The following is a 15,797-nucleotide window of genomic DNA, read 5'->3' as shown; positions in this document are numbered from 1 at the left end:
TTTTAATGGAGGACACGGAAATGGCAGATAAGATTAATGTTTTGATTCCAGAAGAAACTGTAGACGCAAAGATTAAAGAAATCGGTGAACAGATCAGCAAAGATTATGCAGGAAAAGAAGTTCACCTCATTTGTATTTTAAAGGGCGGTGTATTTTTTGCCTGCGAATTAGCAAAGAGAATTACAGTTCCGGTTTCTCTGGACTTTATGCAGGTATCCAGCTATGGAGATGCGACAGAGAGTTCGGGAATCGTTCGTATTAAGAAGGATTTAGATGATACAATGGAGAACAAGGAAGTAATTATCGTGGAGGATATCATCGACTCCGGAAGAACACTTCACTACCTTATCCCTGTATTAAAACAGAGAAATCCAAAGAGTATCCGTCTGTGTGCCCTTTTAAATAAACCAGACCGCCGAGAGGTAGAAGTTCAGATTGATTATCTTGGATTTGATATTCCAGATGAGTTCGTTATTGGATACGGACTTGACTATGCACAAAAATATAGAAATCTTCCATTTATCGGAGTTGTAGAACCAGAGGCAGCAGAAGATGCTGAGGAGGGAGCAGAGCAGGCTTCCGGGGAAGAGAAAGGAGACAATGTTGAATAGAAATATGAGAAATACTGCCATTTTACTGGTAGTGTTCCTGGCGGTATATATGTTTGGCAATTATTTTGCTGAGAAGAATCTGATGTCGGGGAGCGGCAGCAGTTCGTATTCTTACGAAAGACTGGAGTCCGATATTGCAAAGAATAAAGTAAAGTCAATAGAGGTAGTGCAGAACGCACAGGTTCCTACAGGTTCTGCCATTGTAAAACTGAATGATGGAGAGAAGAAAGTAGCACATGTAACTGACGTGAATAAGGTCATTGATCTGGCACAGCAGTATAAAGTATCCTGTCAGGTAGACGATGTGAAGTCATCCGATGCAGGCTGGCTTTCCATGATTTTGCCGTGGATCGTCATTGGTGTGATCATGATGTTCATGTTTGGTATGATAAGCCGTGCTTCCGGCGGTGGCGGCGGCGGAAATAAGATGATGAATTTCGGAAAGAGCCGCGCAAAAATGCAGGACCCGGAATCTCAGAATATCCGTTTTGACCAGGTTGCAGGATTACAGGAAGAAAAAGAAGAATTAAAAGAAATCGTAGACTTTTTAAAGAGTCCGCAGAAATACATTGAAGTAGGTGCGAGAATTCCGAAAGGTGTTATTTTAGTAGGTCCTCCAGGAACAGGTAAGACTCTTCTTGCCAAGGCCGTTTCCGGCGAAGCAGGCGTGCCATTCTTCAGTATTTCCGGTTCCGACTTTGTGGAAATGTTTGTCGGTGTCGGAGCTTCCCGTGTAAGAGATTTATTTGAAGATGCAAAGAGAAATGCACCATGTATCGTTTTCATTGATGAGATTGATGCGGTGGCAAGACGAAGAGGTACCGGACTTGGCGGCGGCCATGATGAAAGAGAACAGACATTGAACCAGCTCCTCGTAGAAATGGACGGTTTCGGAGTGAATGAAGGAATCATCGTGATGGCAGCAACAAACCGAGTAGATATTCTTGACCCTGCTATTTTAAGACCAGGCCGTTTTGACCGTAAAGTAGCAGTTGGCAGACCAGACGTAAAGGGAAGAGAAGAAATCCTTAAAGTCCATGTAAAAGGCAAACCACTTGCAGAAGACGTAGATTTACACCAGATTGCCCGCACAACACCAGGATTCTCTGGAGCAGATCTTGAGAACCTTATGAATGAAGCGGCAATCCATGCAGCAAGAAATAATGCACGATTCATCCGCATGGAGGATATCAGAAAGTCTTTCATTAAGGTTGGAATCGGAACTGAGAAAAAGAGCCGTCTTGTGCCAGAATTAGAGCGTAAGATTACAGCCTACCATGAAGCAGGCCATGCAATCTTATTCCATTTACTGCCAGATGTAGGCCCTGTATACACCGTATCCATCATTCCTACTGGTATGGGGGCAGCAGGATACACAATGCCTGTACCAGAGAATGATAACGTATTTGAGACAAAAGGCCGCATGATTCAGGAAATCAAAGTCGGCATGGGCGGACGTATCGCCGAAGAATTAATCTTTGACGATGTAACCACAGGAGCGTCTCAGGACATCAAACAGGTAACAGATACCGCAAGAAGTATGATTACGAAGTTCGGTATGTCCGACAGACTCGGATTTATCAACTACGAAGAGAACACAGACGAAGTATTCCTCGGACGTGACCTCGGTCACTCCAGAAGCTTCAGCGAGGAAGTCGCAAGCATCATTGACAAAGAAGTAAAGAAACTTGTTGACGATTGCTACACAGACGCGAAGAGAATCCTCACAGAAAATATGGATGTACTTCATTCCTGTGCGAACTTACTTCTTGAAAAAGAGCGTATTAGCCGAGAAGAATTTGAAGCATTGTTTAAAAATGATAAAGCAGCCGAGGAGAATTTATAGTCTTTCAGTCAGAATGACAAAAGTCGTCAGAATTCGAACGAATCTGCACAAAAATTTTTTTCAATTCATTAAAACTTTATGCACACTTTCGGGTGACCCAATGCTATTATAATACTCGTAACCCCCCCCAATACATTATATAGTTTTGCTACACCCAATAAGTAACAAAAAATACCTTCTCCAAAAAGATGACCGTTCGCTGGTCATCTTTTTTTGTGTTTTTCTCAAATTATTTCATAGATTCTTTCAAAATAAAATTTACAGCATTTCTGGTTGCTGTTTCTTTTCTTCATAAAAAGTATTTTTACAAGTACAAAATTGGTGTTTTTCGTTGAATACTGTAGGAAGTTGTTATATATGAACAAAAGATTGAGTTTAATATTGGCAAATAGGGGTATTTCATTGCGAAAAATGCATAAAAAATATTTTGAAATTTCTTCATGTTTATGCACACTTTCGTGGTAGGAAATGCTATTATAATACTCGTAACCCCCCCCAATACATTATAAGTTTTGTTGCATTTAGTGTAACAAGAATACCTTCTCCAAAGAGAGCAGCGATCGTGGCTGCTCTCATTTTTGCATTTATGAAGAATTAATTATTCATTTACTGTATTATGATGACATATGACAGAATACCGGAAAGAGACTTCGGTACCGTATTAGTTATTTGTATTTTTCCATTTGGTAAAACCAATCTTTTTCATGCTGTATCCATATTTTTTAAGTAAAATATTATAATTGGCAAAAGCATCATTTATTCGGTAGATTCCTTTGATGATATCGTCTGGCCTCGGTTTGCCTTTATAAGGAACAGAAGTTTCTACATCATCATAAGCCTCATCTGAATCAGCCCCATTATAACATTCTGTCAGGAAAAGCCCCTGTGACTTTCCGTCATATAAGGTAGAAATCGTACCATTTACAGAATGAGTATATACAGGATCGACATACAGGTTTCTGTAAGAACTGGAAATCGTACCTTTTTTCTTTTTCAGGAGATTCATGGTTAATTCTGTATGATAACTATCCCATGGAGAATCTAGAACGTAATCATAGCTAAAAAGGAGCTTTCCTTTTTCCGGGTAGGCAGTAATACGGACTTCAATAGAATCATCTGTGCCTTTAGGACGGAACTTTGTAGAAATTGTTCTTAGATTTTTTTCTTCTCCTTTACCTTTTTTACCTTTTTTCCGTATAAGATCATATAATTTTTTCGCGTTGATTCGTTCAACGGTATCTACCGTTACTTTACATTTTAGCTTTTTGCCTCTTACCTTTGCAGTAATGGTGCATTTGCCAGGGCTTAAAGCTTTTACAACTCCCTTTTTATTCACTTTTGCAATCTTTTTATTACTGCTTTTCCATGTTACTTTCCTTTTAGTTCCAATTACTCGTAGTTTTACAGTTTTTCCTTGAATCAGTGTAACAGCAGTTTTATTCAGTCTCATTCTTGGAGCTGCATTAACAGCTTTTCCCGGAAAAAGAAGGGAAAACAGTAGGCAAAGAGTAATGGCAATGCTGAGCATGGAAATAACAGACCTCTTTGTGGATTTTTTAAAATATTTATTCATAAAGTGACCTCCATTCTTAATAAATGTATTTGCTCATAGAGTTTCCGGGTCAAAAAAAGCGTCTTTTTGTACATGACAAAAAGACGCTTAAAAAATCAGCTTTATCACACCACGAAAACCGGACAAGAGCCTTCGCCCGATTCTTAAAAATAGAATAGATATTGTATTGAGAATTGTCAAATAAATCATATCCGGCCCTCCTCTTAATCGCATATCAATATATATGTTCATCTTAATTGTAACATAGAAAAGAGGCGGTGGTCAAACACTATCAGAAACTTCTTTACACTTTTTTTACAGGTGTCTTGTTAGATGTAAATGTTGGTGTTATAATGGGCAGAAATTTGGCAAAAATCAGGGGGTGGTCAATGATATTGCTTTATAATGACACAGTAAATGTAGTTCCGTATCCAGGTTTACTTTTTACGGCAATACTTCCGCCATGAATATCTACAATAAAACGAACCATAGAAAGTCCAAGTCCAAAGCCTTCCCCGGTACTCCTGCTTTTATCAACTCGATAAAAACGATTCCATATTTTGTCAAGATGTTCTTTTTCGATACCGATTCCATTATCTTTGATGATGATATCAGTGTTTTCCTGGTTCTTTATAAGATTAACCCAGACACATCCGCCGTTTATACCATAATTGATCGCATTTTCTATAAGATTATAAATCATACGCATTAGGAGCATCGTGTCTCCCTGAATAATATATGATTCATTTTGGGGGATATATTCAAATAAAAGAGAAATATTTTTATAAGCTGCCTTTTGCTGAAGTTCTTCTATGACAGATTCTATTAAAAGAGTAAGGTCTACTTCTTCTTTTTGAGGCTTAAAACTATGCTTATCTGTGCGGGATATAGTAAGAAGCTGAGAAATCAGCTGGCCAATATAGGTTGTTTTTTTATAAATAATCTCAATTTCTTCCCGAACACTATCGGTGAGCTTTAGTTCATCAAGGCAATATTCACAGTGGCTTTGTATTACTGAAATTGGTGTTCTTAGTTCATGAGCTGCATCGGATGTGAATTGTTTCTCTTTTTCAAAAGACTTTTCCAGTTTAGCAATCATAGAATTAAATGCATCAGCCAAGTAAGAAAATTCGTCATGAGTGTTTGATGTTTCAATACGTTTTGAAAGATTGACGGAAAAAGATATCTCTTTTGCCATATCACTGATCGTGTAAATTGGTTGTAACGCTTTTTTTAATATATGGTAGCCGACAAAGGCGGAGATGAAAACAGTAATAGGGAAAAGAACAGCAAAAATCCATAGCATATTATAAAGAATTCTTGACCAATGTCCATAAGAAGCGATGCTTCGAACCCATATGGAATCTTCCGGAGATTCTTCATAACAATAGTCATAGACTAACCAGATATTTTTATCAGATTTTATCTGTCGTACCTTATTGTTGATAAATGGAACTTTATCAGGAAAATGTTCTGGCAAAACACCATTTATAAAAGAACTGTTTTTGTCATATAAACTGATAGAAACATTATCGTCATAGAATTTTGTCCAGTCTGCATTATACAAAATATCATTCCTGCTGGACTTATCATATAAATTTTCCAGTATATCAGCGGATTCATCTTTTAGCTCTTCCTGAAGATCATGGACACTGTAGCTTTTAGAAAGAAAATAAATATAAAAAAATACGAGAGCCAGAATGAGAGAAAACACAAGAGTATACCAAAAGGTGATTCGAAATTTTATTGATAGTTTTGAACTTTTCATATTTACTCTCCTAAACAATATCCTTTACCATATACAGTGTGGATTAATTTTTTTTCATAATCGGAGTCAATTTTTTTTCGGAGATAACGGATATAGACATCGATAATATTAGAACCTCCCTCAAAAGTACTGTCCCAGCCTCGCTGTTCAAGCTGATCACGTGAAAGAACATGTCCAGGATTACGCATCATATATTGCAGTAATTTATATTCTTTTGTAGTAAGGGAAATTTCCTTACCATTACGGCTGACTTTTTTCTTTTTCGTATCCATTACAAGGTCTTCATAAATAAGAATGTCGCTTGGGTCTGCTGCTATATTTCTTCGAAGCAAAACCCGAAGCCTGGCCTGTAGTTCTTCAAAAGCAAACGGTTTGATTAAATAATCGTCTGCACCGGAATCTAATCCGTTTACTCGTTCTTCAATAGAACTTTTTGCAGTCAGCAAAAGAACAGGTGTAGTCTTCTTTTGGTTTCGCAGCCATTTTAAAAGAGTGATTCCATCTATTTTAGGGAGCATAATATCAAGTAAAATAATATCATAAGTATAGGTATTCAGATAATCTTTAGCAATTTCGCCATCCATACAAATATCAATAGTATAGTCTTTTTGCAACCGTTTTTTTAAAATATTACACAAATCTTTTTCATCTTCAACAATCAGCATCCTCATAGATTTATACTCCTTTCTTAACTTGATCATCTGTCATTTTTAAATATGCTTTTTAATGATTTTCTCATTTTTTGTGAGTATAATCAAGATATAAAATAAAGGAAGTTATTCAATAAAATCTTAAAAGATTGCAAAAATTATGCAAAATGAAAGGAGAAAACTATGAGAAAAAGAAGGTATTTATTCCCTGGGATGGCAGTTGTATTATTATTTACTATTTTGTTTGCGGCAGGTTATACCACCCCTGCAATTGGAAATGTTAATACTGTGCAGGCAGCTACAAAGAAAAAAGACATTTCGAGAGAGGGAAAAAAGAAACGTAGTATTATTAAAGGAAAGATATTTGAACTAGAAGTAGATAAGCCAGAGTCTGTTAAAGATAAAAACCTGACTTGGAGTATTAAAGATTCTTCTATTGTAACATTTGCCGGGAAAGAAAGACATGATGATGATATTAAATTTAAGGCACTGAAAGCAGGCACAACAAAAATTACTTGTCGAAATACAAAAACCGATAAAAAAATTAATTTTAAGATTACAGTGAAAAATGTTAAAAAAACAATAAAAGCATCTTACCAAAATAAAACGATTTGTGCAAAAGGCTCTCTGAAACGTAGTATAAGAGTAAATGGTGAATTAGAACTTGAAGTTAAGAAAACAAAAGGAAAAGGAGTAAAAGACCGTCAGTTAAAATGGACAGTAGAAGATTCTTCTGTTCTTGCATTCGAAGATATGGATGATGGAATATATGATGATGAAATGGAATTTGTTGGGATAAAACCTGGAAAGACAACGGTTACATGTACAAATACAGCAAATAAAGAAAAAGTAACATTTACGATTACTGTAAAATAACACTCATGTTGGAAAAATAAATATGGTATGTAGCAACAATGGCAGGGAATTTCTATATGATATAGAATCCCTGCCATTGTTGTAATCTTCTTTACACTTTTTTAACAGGTGTCTTGTCAGATGTAAACTTTGGTGTTATAATGGACAGAAATTTGGCAAAAATCAGAAGGGGGTCTTTAAAGGCCATACCTTACAGGAGGGTATTTCATGACAATTGTAGAAGAAATAAAGAAGTTAAAAGAAGAAAAAGATGCAGTGATTCTTGCACATTATTATGTGCGTCCTGAGGTGCAGGAGATCGCTGATTACATAGGAGATTCATTTTATTTGAGCAAGGTTGCTACAAAGTTAAAAGAGCAGACAATCGTTTTTTGTGGTGTTTCTTTTATGGGCGAGAGTGCAAAGATTTTAAATCCGAAGAAGACCGTTTTAATGCCGGATATGAATGCGGACTGTCCGATGGCGCATATGGCAGAAATCGAGACGATCAAGAAGGTTCGTTCGGAATACGATGATCTTGCAGTAGTATGTTACATCAATTCTACTGCAGCGCTCAAGGAGTATTCTGATGTTTGTGTTACTTCCGCAAATGCAGTTAAGATTGTAAAGGAGCTGCCGCAGAAGAATATTTTCTTTATCCCTGACCGTAATCTGGCTCATTATGTTGCCAGTCAGGTGCCGGAGAAGAATTTTGTTTATAATAATGGATTTTGCCCGACACATGAGCGTATTGAGGCGGAAGATGTTGCGAATGTAAAGGCACAGCATCCAGATGCACAGATTGTTGCCCATGGAGAATGTCAGGAGTCTATTCTTTTAATGGCAGATTATGTTGGAAGTACTTCTGGTATTATTAATTATGTTACAGAGAGTGACTGTCAGGAATTTATCGTATGTACAGAAGAAGGTGTTGGTTATAAGTTAAAGACACAGAATCCAGATAAGACATTTTATTATCCAGACAGGCTTCCAGTCTGCCCGAATATGAAGAAAAATACTTTGGAGAAGATTCTCCACGTATTGAAGACAGGAGAGAATGAAGTGCATGTCAGTGATGCTTTAAGAGAGAATTCTAAAAAGCCTCTCGAAAAGATGCTTGAGCTGGCTGCAAAGTAGTAAGCAGGAGGTAAACAGCAATGGATTTTAGGACAGATGTAGTAATAGTCGGTACAGGTGTAGCCGGTACATTTTCTGCGTTAAATCTTCCAAAAGATAAAAATATTATTATGATTACCAAATCAGATTTAGAGAGCAGTGATTCTTTTCTTGCACAGGGTGGTATCTGTGTTTTGACAGATGAGAATGATTATGACAACTATTTTGAAGACACGATGAAGGCAGGGCATTACGAGAACCGTAAAGAATCAGTTGACATTATGATTCGCAGTTCTCAGGAGATTATTCATGACCTGATCGGCTATGGTGTTGATTTTGCTCATGACGGTGATAAACTTCTTTATACAAGAGAAGGGGCACATTCCAGACCAAGAATTCTTTTTCACGAGGATATCACAGGACAGGAGATTACGAGCAAACTTCTTGCACAGGTGAAAAAGCTTCCGAATGTAACGATTTATGAATATACGACCATGACAGATATTATTGTACAGGACGGACATTGTGCAGGTATTATCGCTAAAACAAAGGATGGCGGGATCATGCACATCCGTGCCGAGGATACGATTTTTGCAAGCGGTGGTATCGGTGGATGTTATAAGCACTCTACAAACTTCCCTCATCTGACAGGAGATGCGTTAGATATTTCTAAGAAGCATGGAATTCGTTTAGAGCATCTTGACTATGTTCAGATTCATCCTACCACTCTTTATTCTAAAGAACCGGGAAGAAGATTTTTAATTTCTGAATCAGTACGTGGAGAAGGTGCGGTTCTCTATAATAAGAACGGAGAACGTTTTGTAAATGAGCTTCTTCCACGTGATGTTGTTACGAAAGCGATCAAGGCACAGATGGAAAAAGACGGAACCAGTCATGTCTGGCTTTCTATGGAACATATTGATAAAGAGACGATTCTCAATCATTTCCCTAATATTTATCAGAGATGTCTGGAAGAGGGATATGATGTATTAAAAGAATGGATACCAGTTGTCCCTGCACAGCATTATTTTATGGGTGGTATCTGGGTAGACAGTGACAGCAAGACTTCTATGGATCATCTTTATGCTGTTGGTGAGACAAGTTGTAATGGTGTACATGGAGCGAATCGTTTGGCAAGTAACTCTCTTCTTGAAAGTCTTGTCTTTGCAAAAAGAGCCGCACGTAAGATATGTGGTTTAGAACAGACTGTTAAACCTGTAGACTTCAGTGAATCTGCAGCCGTATAAATTTATGTATTATTTATATAGAAAGGAAACTACCTATGAATACAATTTCCATGAAACTTCAGGCAGACGAACTGATTCGTCTCGCTCTGCAGGAAGACATTTCCAGTGAGGATGTTACAACCAACTCTGTTATGAAAGAAGCTGTAGAAGGTGAAGTACAGCTTATCTGTAAGCAGGATGGTATTGTTGCCGGGCTGGATGTATTTAAAAGAGTATTTGAATTATTAGATGAGAACACAAAGACAGAATTTCTCTGTAAAGATGGGGATGCCGTAAAAAAGGGACAGCTCATGGGAACAGTTACCGGAGATATTCGTGTGCTTTTGTCCGGTGAACGTGTTGCACTAAACTATCTTCAGCGTATGAGTGGAATCGCCACTTACACACATACGGTTTCTGCTCTTTTAAAAGGAACAAAGACAAAGCTTTTAGATACAAGAAAGACAACACCTAACATGCGTATTTTTGAAAAATATGCAGTTCGTGCCGGCGGCGGATTCAATCACCGCTATAATCTTTCCGATGGAGTCCTTTTAAAGGATAACCATATCGGTGCAGCAGGCAGCGTAGCAAAGGCTGTACAGATGGCAAAGGAATATGCTCCATTTGTACGTAAGATTGAAGTAGAAGTTGAAAATCTTGACATGGTAAAAGAAGCAGTAGAAGCTGGTGCAGATATTATCATGCTTGACAACATGTCTGTTGAGGAAATGAAAGAAGCGATTCGTATTATTGACGGACGTGCTCAAACAGAATGTTCTGGTAATGTAACAAAAGAAAATATTGACCATCTGACTTCTCTTGGAGTAGATTATATATCAAGTGGTGCGCTAACTCATTCCGCACCTGTTCTTGATATTTCACTGAAGAATCTTCACGCTCTGTAATTAATGAAAGGGAAAATGATACACAATGACTGGTTCGAAACGAAGAGAAGAATTAATTAATACAATAAAAAGTAGCACTTCACCAATTTCCGGTAAGACTCTGGCACAGCTTTATGATGTCAGCCGTCAGGTAATCGTGCAGGATATCGCTCTGCTTCGTACCGCAGGTTATGACATTATCTCTACTAATCGTGGATACATTTTGAATGCTCCGCATACAATTACAAGAGTATTTAAAGTTAGTCACACAGATGCTCAGACAGAAGATGAACTTTACTCGATTGTGGATTTGGGCGGCACTGTTGTAAACGTAATGGTCAATCACCGGGTATACGGTCATATGGAAGCCCCACTTGGCATTTCTTCCCGATTAAAAGTAAAGGCATTTATCGATGATATTAAGAACGGCAAGTCAAGCCCTCTTAAAAACATCACATCTAACTACCATTACCATACAGTAGAAGCAGATTCCGAAAAAACACTCGATCTGATTGAAAAAACACTTGAAGAAAAAGGATACTTAATTACAGAAGTATAAGTATTTTGTATGATTACAAAAGTGTACTTGTCTGTATTTCATTTTGTAAAGACTCAAAATAATGCTTCATGATTAAAGAAACGGACAACGCATATCATTCCGGCGTTGTCCGTTTTTTAATATATGATAACTTCTATGGATTTCACAGCCGATTCTATATATTCCTGCTTTTACTTTTCATTGGTATCTATTATAATGTAATGATACCAGGGTCAAAAAGTCAGAAAGCCGATGCAAGCTTGCTTGGGAGAGGTTTTTTGACCTCTTGACCCGCCAAAAATATGAGTAAGTAGCCATTTTTCAAAGAAAAATGAGCGGATTATGAATGTTTTTGAAGATTGCGAGAGTGCAGGGCACGTAGCAATCTGGTATCAAAGGGGCATTATACAATTACAGTAATACCAGATATACAGGCAGGTGAAATAATGAATGAAAAAACTGTCGGAATGCTTTCTAAATTTACCGGCGTATCCGTCCATACTATTAAATATTACGAAAAACTGGGGTTGATTTCCTCAAGCAGAAGAGAACAATCCAATTATCGTTCCTACGATGTAAAAAGCTGTACGGATATTTATGAATGTATGAAATATCGAAATATGGGATTTTCCTTAAAAGACATCCAGCTCCTTCTTAAAAAAGGGGATAATGCTTTGCTTTCTTCCCTTCTTGAAAAAAGAAGTCAGGAACTCACCACAGAGGTAACGGAATTACTAAATACTCGTGAACTTATAGAAAATTATCGAAAAGAACTGGCCGATTTAGACCGCAGATTTGGTAAATGGTACATTGAGGATTGCCCTGACTTTTATTTTCGCCGTCAGACAAAAGGACTGAACTACATGGATGAGGCTTCCTGTGAATCCGATGGAATCAATCTCGCAGAATATGCTCCCAAAAGCAGCTCTTTACTGGAACTTTCTCCTGAATACTTCAAAGGAGATCTTTCTGCATTTTCATGGGGACATGGAATCTCTATAGATACGGATAATGATTTCATGAAAAATAAAAAAGGATTTGAAAAGATTTCCGGAGGCAGAATGTTTACTGCTTACATGAGTCTTAGAGGGCATTACGCTTCCGAGGGAGACTTGATTAACGAGTTCCTTCGTTATTATAATGAATATAAATCTGGTATTCCTAAAGCTCCTGTGTATGGTTTCCGCCTGCGGATCACTCTTGATGAAACCGGGGAAAGAAAAGACTATTTTCGCATGCAGCTTCCATTATAATAGGTTTTTTACTATTTAATTCATTAGATACACTACAGACGAAGCCATTGCCCCCCAATAAGGCATATTTGTGATTTTAGTCGCGGCGCGTTGAATGTTCGCTCCACGCGCTCACATCCAACACTTGCTCCGAGACCACAAAGGGGGCAATGGCTTCTGTGCTGTGGCTGGAGAAGATGAATTAAACAGGGGGAGGGGATTTGGGGACAGAAGCTGATGTATTCTGCTTACTCGAGAATGACTGGGAATAGGGGGATGATTTGACTTGACTATATTATATTGGAGCAAGAAGTAAGCTTCAATTTCCCTTTTCAACCTTTATAACTTCAATTTAAAGTCCAAAACCTGTGAGCTACTCACAGGTTTTTTGCCATCTTCTAAATTATTTCCAAACTATTTCTAAACCATTGGTACACTCAGAAACTGTTTTTATATTCACTTGAAAAAATACCCAAATCTAAAGAAACAGCTCAAACACTTTTACTGTTAATCATAAAAAAATCTCGTTATTTTATACAAAATTTATTATGATTTTTATACATTTTGACAGATTGACCTGCGAGCAAGACATGGTTATATAATTAACAATATAAGCTGTTTGAGTTTATATCAGCTGCGATTTGAATATATATTTTACTGTATATACTCCGGCATAAGCAAGGGTTAGAAAGGAGATACAAATGACACCAGAAGAAATAAAAAACACAGATTTTGAAACTTTTTTCCAGGCAGTTCCACAGATGAAAGAAGTTCATCATATAAAGGCAACTGGTCAGGAAATCTACCATGTTTATAAACATGACGTTGTTTATGTTACACGATCAGAGGGGGAGCGCACATTACAAATGCTCGTACCAGAAGTAAAACCAGAATCTGCACAGCAGAAATATCCGGCGATTCTTTATGTGCAGGGTTCCGCATGGCTGAAGCAGGATCAGTATAAACGTCTTTCTGCCATGGCTGATTTTGCAAGAAGAGGTTTCGTAACTGCTATTTTACAGTATAGAGAAAGTGATCTGGCTACTTTTCCTGCACAGGTTCAGGATGCAAAAACCGGCATAAGATTTTTAAGAAAACACGCAGAAGAATATCATATCGATGTAGATAACATTTTCATCATGGGAGATTCCAGCGGCGGACATACTGCTGTACTTGCCGGAATCACTGCCGGACAGGACATTTTAGATACGGAAGACTACAATGAATATTCTTGCCAAGTAAAGGCCATCGTTGATTTTTACGGTGTGACAGATGTTCGTCAGAAAGAAGACTTCCCTACCACTTTAAACCAGGGCGAGCCAGACAGTCCGGAAGGAAAGTTGATCGGCGGCAATAATGTTTATGAACATCCAGAACTTTCTGTCCCGGTCACCTGCGCTAATTATGTAGAAAAAGCCACACCAATTCCTCCAATCCTTATGATGCATGGAACAGGGGATGACACTGTATCTTGGAGACAGAGCGTACGCCTTTACAAAAAACTTCGAGAAGAAGAAAAAGACGTTACATTCTATATAATGGAAAATGCAGTTCATGGCGATAACGCTTTCTGGACAACGGAAAATCTTAACATTGTAGATGAATTTATTAAAAAGCATATTTAAGTAAATAACTATAATAAACGAAAGGATTTATTTATGAACGCTACTTTAATCATGGCATTTATTCTGATTCTCATTGTAGTTGCCACTGTTATAACAAAAAAACTTCCATTTAACTTTGTCCTTTTCATTGCACCGGTTCTTTGTGCACTGATTCTTGGGCATTCCATAGAAGAAACAAGTACTTTCATCGTAGAACAGCTTGCTTCCATGATGAAATCGGCTGGATTTATGCTCTTGTTTGCATTTTTGTATTTCCAGATGCTTACAGAAGCCGGTGTATTCGACACGATCGTTTCCGCTATCACAACAAAACTCGGAAACAAGATGAATGTAATCGTTATTATGGTTTTGACAACCCTCATCGGCGGTTTCAGCATCCTGACAGGTAACTTTACACCTGCATACCTTATTACATTTCCACTGATGGTGCCTCTGTATAAAAAGTTTGATTTTGATAGAGAAGCAGCTTTCATCATTGCACAGACAGCCATGTCCGCAATGTGCTTTATCCCCTGGGGAATTGGAATGGCATACACTGCTTCCTCTGCCGGTTTAGATGCCAATAAACTCGCAGCTGCATCTATGCCTTGGGGATTATGTTTCATTCCAGCAATCATTTTCCAGTGGGTATACTTTGGAATCAAACACAAAAGACGTGTCGGAACATTCCAGGCAGTTACTACAACCGTAGAAGCTGCAGCACAACAGGAGGAGAATCAAAACCGCAGACCAAAACTCTTCTGGGTAAATTTTATCCTTTTTATTCTCTGCCTCGTAGCACTCGGAATCTTCGGTATTGCACCATACTTCGTATTTATTTTTGCAACAGTAATCACTGCAATGCTTAACTACAAAGACAACTTCGGAGAAATATTCAACAAAGTTGGAGCAATGTACTTAAACATCCTGATCATGCTCCTGGCGATTAATGTATATCAGGCAGTATTTAATAACACAGGCATGGTAGAAGCCCTCTCAAACGGACTTATGCAGGTTTGTCCATCTTTCCTGTTAAGATACCTTCACGTTATTATGCTTCTTCTGTGCGTTGTCATTATCTACGTTGTACCATTCCAGATTTTCAATGCCCTGTATCCGGTATTTATTTCCATCGGCGCAGGATTTGGAATACCGGCTGTTGCAATTATCGCACCGTTTGTATGTAACCTGTCACTTGCAACAAGTTCTACACCAACGAACTCTTCTACTTATACTGGATGTGCATTGACAGAAACGGATGTACAGCACTACTGTAAGAAAGCGGTACCGGTTCAGACAGTTACAAATGCAATCGTTGTGTTAACGGCAGTACTTTTCCATGTACTAAAACTGTAACTTCTGATTTGCCGCAGGCAAAGAGACGCTCCCAAAGAGAGACCATACCCTATATTTGTGACTTTAGTCGCTGCAGGTTGAATGTTCGCTTAACCGCTTACATCCAACCTTTGCTCCGAGGCCACAAATATAGGGTATGGTCTCTCTTTGGGAGCTGTCTTTGGCTGCCTAAGCAAATTCAGAATTTATTTTTGGAGAGATTTGAGGGAGGCGTCAGATGGTTATGGCATTCCGAGGAGTTAAAATTCTAAAGGACTGACGTTTAAACTGTTATCATTGTGTTACAATAATAAACTAAGTTTCAAACACGCTCTAATACATATGCAAATCAATCTTGTTCCACTACAGCATTTGTCATGCTAATCTCAATAAAATATGGCTAAAATTCAGTGCTTTTCACATCCATTTTCGTATCAGTCCACTAAAATTTAATTGCCTGGTATTTTTATATTTTCTGTCTTCTTCCCCAAATCTTTTAATTGATTTGCCGGATTATAAATAGACAACCGTTGTAGATATTCTATCGGATTGCTCAAAAAACATGAAAAAGAACCAC

At 37.9% G+C, this 15,797-nt stretch carries 13 protein-coding genes; 10 read left to right on the top strand and 3 right to left on the bottom strand.

Features of this window, described 5'->3' with window-relative positions:
* Nucleotides 1–20: 20 nt before the first annotated feature.
* Both hpt and ftsH read left to right on the top strand, forming a co-directional pair.
* Entirely contained in the window at nt 21–611 is a 591-nt protein-coding gene (hpt, locus tag EUBHAL_RS09155; protein ID WP_022170181.1) for a hypoxanthine phosphoribosyltransferase, read from the top strand.
* Nucleotides 601–2,457, top strand: coding sequence for an ATP-dependent zinc metalloprotease FtsH (gene ftsH / locus EUBHAL_RS09150; RefSeq protein ID WP_005348426.1), 1,857 nt, complete (start codon nt 601–603; stop codon nt 2,455–2,457). The genes hpt and ftsH overlap by 11 nt, the downstream gene beginning before the upstream one ends.
* Before the next feature lie 661 nt (nt 2,458–3,118).
* On the opposite strand, the gene EUBHAL_RS09145 is transcribed toward ftsH, so the two are convergent.
* The 3 genes from EUBHAL_RS09145 to EUBHAL_RS09135 all read right to left on the bottom strand — a co-directional run bounded on the left by EUBHAL_RS09145 (nt 3,119) and on the right by EUBHAL_RS09135 (nt 6,448).
* Entirely contained in the window at nt 3,119–4,030 is a 912-nt protein-coding gene (locus EUBHAL_RS09145) for an Ig-like domain-containing protein (protein ID WP_005348424.1), read from the bottom strand.
* 379 nt (nt 4,031–4,409) lie between these two features.
* Nucleotides 4,410–5,777: a sensor histidine kinase gene (locus EUBHAL_RS09140; protein ID WP_005348422.1), complete on the bottom strand. Its 1,368-nt coding sequence runs from the start codon at nt 5,775–5,777 to the stop codon at nt 4,410–4,412.
* Between the two features lie 2 nt (nt 5,778–5,779).
* Entirely contained in the window at nt 5,780–6,448 is a 669-nt protein-coding gene (locus EUBHAL_RS09135; protein ID WP_022170185.1) for a response regulator transcription factor, read from the bottom strand.
* A gap of 162 nt (nt 6,449–6,610) precedes the next feature.
* On the opposite strand from EUBHAL_RS09135, the gene EUBHAL_RS14855 reads away from it, so the two are divergent.
* The 8 genes from EUBHAL_RS14855 (at nt 6,611) to EUBHAL_RS09095 (ending at nt 15,241) form a co-directional block, all read left to right on the top strand.
* Nucleotides 6,611–7,303: a hypothetical protein gene (locus EUBHAL_RS14855; RefSeq protein ID WP_005348420.1), complete on the top strand. Its 693-nt coding sequence runs from the start codon at nt 6,611–6,613 to the stop codon at nt 7,301–7,303.
* A 207-nt stretch (nt 7,304–7,510) separates the two neighbouring features.
* Nucleotides 7,511–8,419, top strand: coding sequence for a quinolinate synthase NadA (gene nadA / locus EUBHAL_RS09125; protein WP_005348419.1), 909 nt, complete (start codon nt 7,511–7,513; stop codon nt 8,417–8,419).
* Nucleotides 8,420–8,439: 20 nt separating this feature from the next.
* A complete protein-coding gene (locus EUBHAL_RS09120; protein WP_005348418.1) occupies nt 8,440–9,645 on the top strand; it encodes an L-aspartate oxidase in 1,206 nt (401 codons plus the stop codon).
* A gap of 35 nt (nt 9,646–9,680) precedes the next feature.
* A complete protein-coding gene (gene nadC / locus EUBHAL_RS09115; protein ID WP_022170186.1) occupies nt 9,681–10,532 on the top strand; it encodes a carboxylating nicotinate-nucleotide diphosphorylase in 852 nt (283 codons plus the stop codon).
* A gap of 25 nt (nt 10,533–10,557) precedes the next feature.
* Nucleotides 10,558–11,070, top strand: a complete 513-nt coding sequence (locus EUBHAL_RS09110) for a transcription repressor NadR (RefSeq protein WP_005348416.1) — start codon at nt 10,558–10,560, stop codon at nt 11,068–11,070.
* 425 nt (nt 11,071–11,495) lie between these two features.
* Nucleotides 11,496–12,302 carry a helix-turn-helix domain-containing protein gene (locus EUBHAL_RS14850; RefSeq protein ID WP_005348411.1) on the top strand — a complete coding sequence of 269 codons (807 nt, stop codon included), beginning with the start codon at nt 11,496–11,498 and terminating at the stop codon, nt 12,300–12,302.
* A gap of 680 nt (nt 12,303–12,982) precedes the next feature.
* Nucleotides 12,983–13,906, top strand: a complete 924-nt coding sequence (locus EUBHAL_RS09100) for an alpha/beta hydrolase (protein ID WP_005348406.1) — start codon at nt 12,983–12,985, stop codon at nt 13,904–13,906.
* Between the two features lie 33 nt (nt 13,907–13,939).
* Nucleotides 13,940–15,241 carry an SLC13 family permease gene (locus tag EUBHAL_RS09095; RefSeq protein WP_005348405.1) on the top strand — a complete coding sequence of 434 codons (1,302 nt, stop codon included), beginning with the start codon at nt 13,940–13,942 and terminating at the stop codon, nt 15,239–15,241.
* Nucleotides 15,242–15,797: the final 556 nt, after the last annotated feature.

This window comes from Anaerobutyricum hallii DSM 3353 (assembly GCF_000173975.1).
Classification (GTDB): domain Bacteria; phylum Bacillota; class Clostridia; order Lachnospirales; family Lachnospiraceae; genus Anaerobutyricum; species Anaerobutyricum hallii.
Note: the sequence above shows the minus strand (reverse complement) of the source record. Positions and strands in the feature narration are given on the sequence as shown.

Coding starts and splice junctions, on each gene's coding strand:
- EUBHAL_RS09145 (WP_005348424.1), bottom strand. CDS start 4,030: ATGAATAAATATTTTAAAAAATCCACAAAGAGGTCTGTTATTTCCATG.
- EUBHAL_RS09140 (WP_005348422.1), bottom strand. CDS start 5,777: ATGAAAAGTTCAAAACTATCAATAAAATTTCGAATCACCTTTTGGTAT.
- EUBHAL_RS14855 (WP_005348420.1), top strand. CDS start 6,611: ATGAGAAAAAGAAGGTATTTATTCCCTGGGATGGCAGTTGTATTATTA.
- EUBHAL_RS14850 (WP_005348411.1), top strand. CDS start 11,496: ATGAATGAAAAAACTGTCGGAATGCTTTCTAAATTTACCGGCGTATCC.
- ftsH (WP_005348426.1), top strand. CDS start 601: ATGTTGAATAGAAATATGAGAAATACTGCCATTTTACTGGTAGTGTTC.
- EUBHAL_RS09120 (WP_005348418.1), top strand. CDS start 8,440: ATGGATTTTAGGACAGATGTAGTAATAGTCGGTACAGGTGTAGCCGGT.
- EUBHAL_RS09135 (WP_022170185.1), bottom strand. CDS start 6,448: ATGAGGATGCTGATTGTTGAAGATGAAAAAGATTTGTGTAATATTTTA.
- EUBHAL_RS09095 (WP_005348405.1), top strand. CDS start 13,940: ATGAACGCTACTTTAATCATGGCATTTATTCTGATTCTCATTGTAGTT.
- nadC (WP_022170186.1), top strand. CDS start 9,681: ATGAATACAATTTCCATGAAACTTCAGGCAGACGAACTGATTCGTCTC.
- EUBHAL_RS09100 (WP_005348406.1), top strand. CDS start 12,983: ATGACACCAGAAGAAATAAAAAACACAGATTTTGAAACTTTTTTCCAG.
- nadA (WP_005348419.1), top strand. CDS start 7,511: ATGACAATTGTAGAAGAAATAAAGAAGTTAAAAGAAGAAAAAGATGCA.
- EUBHAL_RS09110 (WP_005348416.1), top strand. CDS start 10,558: ATGACTGGTTCGAAACGAAGAGAAGAATTAATTAATACAATAAAAAGT.
- hpt (WP_022170181.1), top strand. CDS start 21: ATGGCAGATAAGATTAATGTTTTGATTCCAGAAGAAACTGTAGACGCA.